Here is a 4,235-nt window from a genome sequence, read left to right as displayed (position 1 = left end):
AGTTTATAATAATTATATTAAAAACTGATAATTACATTACCATTTATTAAAAGACAAATAGCATATTATGCTAGGTTTTTTGCATCTTTCTGCTTCTCAATTTTATGCTGGTCTTCTGTGCTATCGACTTTCCAATAGCTGGATATGTATAAATGCGTTCTTGGTATTGAGAAATATGTTTTAAAGTAATGGCGCAGGGCGCGCATACTATGAAATTCACATGCTGCCCACACCGCAGGCCGGCCTGCTAGCCACGTAAGCGTTTTAACCCTTTCAAGTAATGGGCTGCTTTCGGTATTTGGATGTGAGTTGATCACCCAGTGAATGTCAACGTTGTCTGGTTTTTTGAGTAGTTGCTTATCCGCTTCACTGGTGACTTCAAGGACTGCATAGCCGCAGGCATTAGCAGGTAGCTGGGCAAGATTGACGCTAATGGCTGGTAGCGCTGTCATATCACCAACCAATAAAAACCAATCTGCCTCATTATTAATCAGCTTCTTTGGTCCTGGGCCGCCGACCAATATTTGCTCACCAACTTGGGCATTACGTGCCCACATTGAAGCAGGGCCTTCAGCGTCATGCAAAGCAAAATCGACATCTATTTCATCCTCACGTTGACTACTAATGGTATAAGTGCGCATCAGTGGTCGAGCCCCATGGTCTTGAGGAAATATGAGTTTAATATAAGCGCTTTCTTGATCTGCCGGAAAATCAGTCAGTCCAGCACCGCCAAGCGTGACGCGGCACATCTGTGGCGTTATGTATTTGGTGCGAACAACATTCAATGTTCTTGGAGCAGGTTTTGCCATTTTAATGCCTTTCTTAATTTAAGTGTTTCATTTTTCAAGTGATCAGTTTAGATAACGCCAGTATATAAGACAGGCATTCTCTAGTAATGATAAGCTCTATATTGTTTAAAAGTTGGCCTTTAGGCTTACGGACATCTGGCGCTCAGGTCCCATCCAGCAGTTATTGCTATCGTAGCAAGTACCGACATAGGTTTTATCAAACAAATTATTGATACTAGCGCCAACAGTGAGCATCGGATTGATTTGATAGCTGCCACCAATATCTACCAATGTCACACTTGGCAGCTCGTCTGAATTTTGCTTATCAAGCTGCATGCCGCCTTCATAGCGAACCCCTGCATTGAGGGTCAATTTATCTGTGGCGTAATAGTCTGCCCACAGTGTCGCCTTGTGCTTAGCAGTTTGGGCAGGAGTGTTACCGACCACGTCAGGGTTGAATTCATCTTCGGTAATCTCAGCGTCGGTATAGCTGTAGTTTGCAGTAATATCTACCCAATCACTTAGCATGTGGCTGCCTGAAACCTCGAACCCTTTAGAGGTAATTTCACCCGTTTGGGTTTGACTTCTGTAATTGATTTCATCAGCCACCACGACGTTTTTTTGCGTAATATCAAACACCGCCAACGTTCCTTGTGTGGCGCGATCTGGGGACAGATATTTGATACCAGCCTCTAATTGGTCAGCGGTGGTGGGCTCAAATGCCTTGTTAGTAACGAAGTTGCTACCGACAACAGGCTGAAACGATTGTGAGTAGCTGGCATAAGGAGAGAAGCCATTATCAAAGTCATAAATGGCAGCAAGGCGACCACTGGTTTTTGATGCGCTGTTATCAATCGTCTTGTTACTATAAACAGCACCTTTAGAGGCGTCGGTTTGCTCAGTGGTACTGTCAAAATTGTCGTGACGTAAGCCTGCTACTACCGTTAAATCTTGCCACTGCATCTCATCTTGTACATAAAATCCTAGCTGGTTTTGTTCGATGTCTTGTTTCTGTCGATAAATATCTAATGGCAAAGTGCCAGCATTGATTTGCGAAAAATCGGGATTGGACAAATCAAGGTTTGGGGTGCCATCTGCGCCAGCATCATAATATGTAGCGCTACTGTCCGTTTCTTGATACTCCACACCGAATAATAAATTGTGCGAGGTGTTGGCAGTATCTAACTGATAAGCCAGCTGATTGTCTGTGGTCCAGTTGTTCATCTTTTCATCGGTGGTATAGGCCACACGATTTAAAATATTATCGCTACCCGTGATAAACCCTTCTTGATTATACATATTACGCTGCTGCGCTTCGGCATCGGTATAGCGTAGGATATTCTTGAAGGTTAATTTGTCATTGATAGCCCAGTTGACAGTCACACTTGGCATCAGTACTTCTTTGCTAAAATGATTCCACTCGTCACCTGCGTAGGCATCACTATCTAGCTTGCCATAGCTGGCATTGTAGACTGTCCCAGCAGCCGGCAGCGGAGTGGAAGGCACCATCTCGGGATCGTCTTGATAAAAAAGATTGGCAAGAACGGAGACATCTTCTGTCGGTCGCCATTCAAGTGACGGATTAATTAAAGTGCGTTCTTCTTCTGTGGTCTGCATCTGTCCATCTTTTTTACGTTTTAATGCCACCAAGCGATAATTGAGCGTATCTGAGATAGGGCCGGTCGTATCGACTGCCACTTCTTTGAGGTTTTGATTGCCAAGGCGCACCTGTACTTCAGACTCTTGAGTGCTTTTTGGCGTTTTGGCGACCTGATTGACCATGCCACCTGGAGCCGCGTAGCCATAAAGTGAGGATGCTGGGCCTTTTAATATTTCTACCGCTTCAGTCGCATAAATGTCTACTTGCGGCATCAAATTCCAAGCGCCGTCATAGGGGAGGCGTAATCCATCATAAAAATTGGAGTAAGTCTTAAAACCGCGAATGTTGTATTCATCAAAAATAGATACTGTACCGCGGCTCTCAGCACTCACGCCGGGCTCATAACGTAACGCCGCATTAACGCTATCTGCTTGACGTTTTTGTAATAGTTCTTGATTGATTCTGCTATAGCTCATTGGAGCATCGTTAGGGTCTAATGCAGTTTTGGTGCCTGTACTGCGGTAGCTATCGGCATAAACAGTAATAGTATCTAAGGTCGTCGCTGGGGTCGGATTAACCGTAGCAACATTCTCATCTTTGTTTTGGACATCTTCAATATTATTTGCCGTTTCTTCAGCGTATGCAGCATGGCTAATACTCATTAATAAGCCAATCCTGACTGCCATTTTTAATTGTTTTTTTCGGGCAGATTCGGAACGTAAAAGAGACGACATCGTATTTCCTTTCAGATAGAAGTAGTTGAGGGTCTTGAGTTAAAAGATATGAATGTTCAATACGGAAATAATGATAACACTAATGATTATTGTTATCATTAATAAATTACAATAAGAGTGTTTATACAAGCATTAGAGGCAGTCATTGGCGGTTCTTATAAAGGACAAATAAAGCATGAATGGGACAAAATCATTAATATAGTCAGTCTAGAATAAAAGAGATACAACCCATATCATGAAACAGCTTAGGTAGATTATTCTCCATCCAGCCTTGACGTAGAAATTTTGCCTGTGCCCACTTCTTTTCAATGGGATTTAGATCAGGGCTGTAGGGTGGCAACCAAAGAATACGATGGCCATGTCTGTTCAGTAGTTTTTGAATGCATTTGTTCTTATGAAATCTAGCATTGTCCATCACGATCACACATTTTGTTTTAAGACTTGGTATTAGCGTGTGTTTGCACCAGTGGTAGAATATGCTGCTGTTAATATTTTGCTCAAAGTAATCTAAGGCAAATAACATTTTTTCATAGAGCGCACCAATAACGTTAGTGCGCTTTCTTGCTTGCCAGTTATAGCTGTCGATACAGGGTTTACCTATCGGTGCATAGCCATGAGAACGAATGGTTTCAGCCTCAAAGCCGCTTTCATCCATGTACACAATGGGATAGCCTTGCTGCATAAAACTATTGAGCTTACTCTGATACGCTGCTCTTTTTATCGGACACGCTTTTGGATGTTCTAAGGTCTTTTTTTTTGACTGATACCAAGGCGCTTTAGGGCAATATCAATGCCTGACTTGCTACAGCCTAAACGTTGAGCTCGCTCGTACATGTAATCGTCTGGATACTGCGCGACGTCTTTGAGAAGTGCTTCATTTGGTATTTTACTGGGTGGCTTATCCCGAGTTTGTTTGATACTTGGGTTTTTCAGCCAACGCTGTAAAGTGGTTTTGCTGATGTCATAGAAAATACAAGCTTGACGAATGCTCATGTCTTTGTCTTTGACGCTTTTTATAACTTGCGTTCGAAAGTCTGCTGAGTAAGTCATAATGATTATATCTTTCTCTTTATTTTAAAAGCATTGTATCTTATTTATAAAAGACTGACTATA

At 42.4% G+C, this 4,235-nt stretch carries 4 protein-coding genes; all 4 read right to left on the bottom strand.

Features of this window, described 5'->3' with window-relative positions; translation table 11 throughout:
* Positions 1-65 precede the first annotated feature (65 nt).
* Positions 66-809: a siderophore-interacting protein gene (locus ACT3RN_RS14770; RefSeq protein WP_192523511.1), complete on the bottom strand. Its 744-nt coding sequence runs from the start codon at positions 807-809 to the stop codon at positions 66-68.
* A 105-nt stretch (positions 810-914) separates the two neighbouring features.
* Positions 915-3,122, bottom strand: a complete 2,208-nt coding sequence (locus ACT3RN_RS14765; RefSeq protein WP_192523510.1) for a TonB-dependent siderophore receptor — start codon at positions 3,120-3,122, stop codon at positions 915-917.
* 202 nt (positions 3,123-3,324) lie between these two features.
* On the bottom strand, positions 3,325-3,843 hold the full coding sequence (locus ACT3RN_RS14760; protein ID WP_192520079.1) for an IS630 family transposase: 519 nt from the start codon (positions 3,841-3,843) through the stop codon (positions 3,325-3,327).
* Between the two features lie 20 nt (positions 3,844-3,863).
* Positions 3,864-4,172, bottom strand: coding sequence for an IS630 transposase-related protein (locus ACT3RN_RS14755; RefSeq protein ID WP_225739248.1), 309 nt, complete (start codon positions 4,170-4,172; stop codon positions 3,864-3,866).
* Between the last annotated feature and the right edge of the window lie 63 nt (positions 4,173-4,235).

The organism is Psychrobacter sp. AOP5-GZ1-6, assembly GCF_052376345.1.
GTDB lineage: Bacteria > Pseudomonadota > Gammaproteobacteria > Pseudomonadales > Moraxellaceae > Psychrobacter.
This window is presented reverse-complemented; position numbering and strand designations above follow the sequence as displayed.

Excerpts from the sequence above, each read along its gene's own strand:
- ACT3RN_RS14755 (WP_225739248.1), bottom strand. The coding sequence starts at position 4,172 with ATGACTTACTCAGCAGACTTTCGAACGCAAGTTATAAAAAGCGTCAAA.
- ACT3RN_RS14765 (WP_192523510.1), bottom strand. The coding sequence starts at position 3,122 with ATGTCGTCTCTTTTACGTTCCGAATCTGCCCGAAAAAAACAATTAAAA.
- ACT3RN_RS14770 (WP_192523511.1), bottom strand. The coding sequence starts at position 809 with ATGGCAAAACCTGCTCCAAGAACATTGAATGTTGTTCGCACCAAATAC.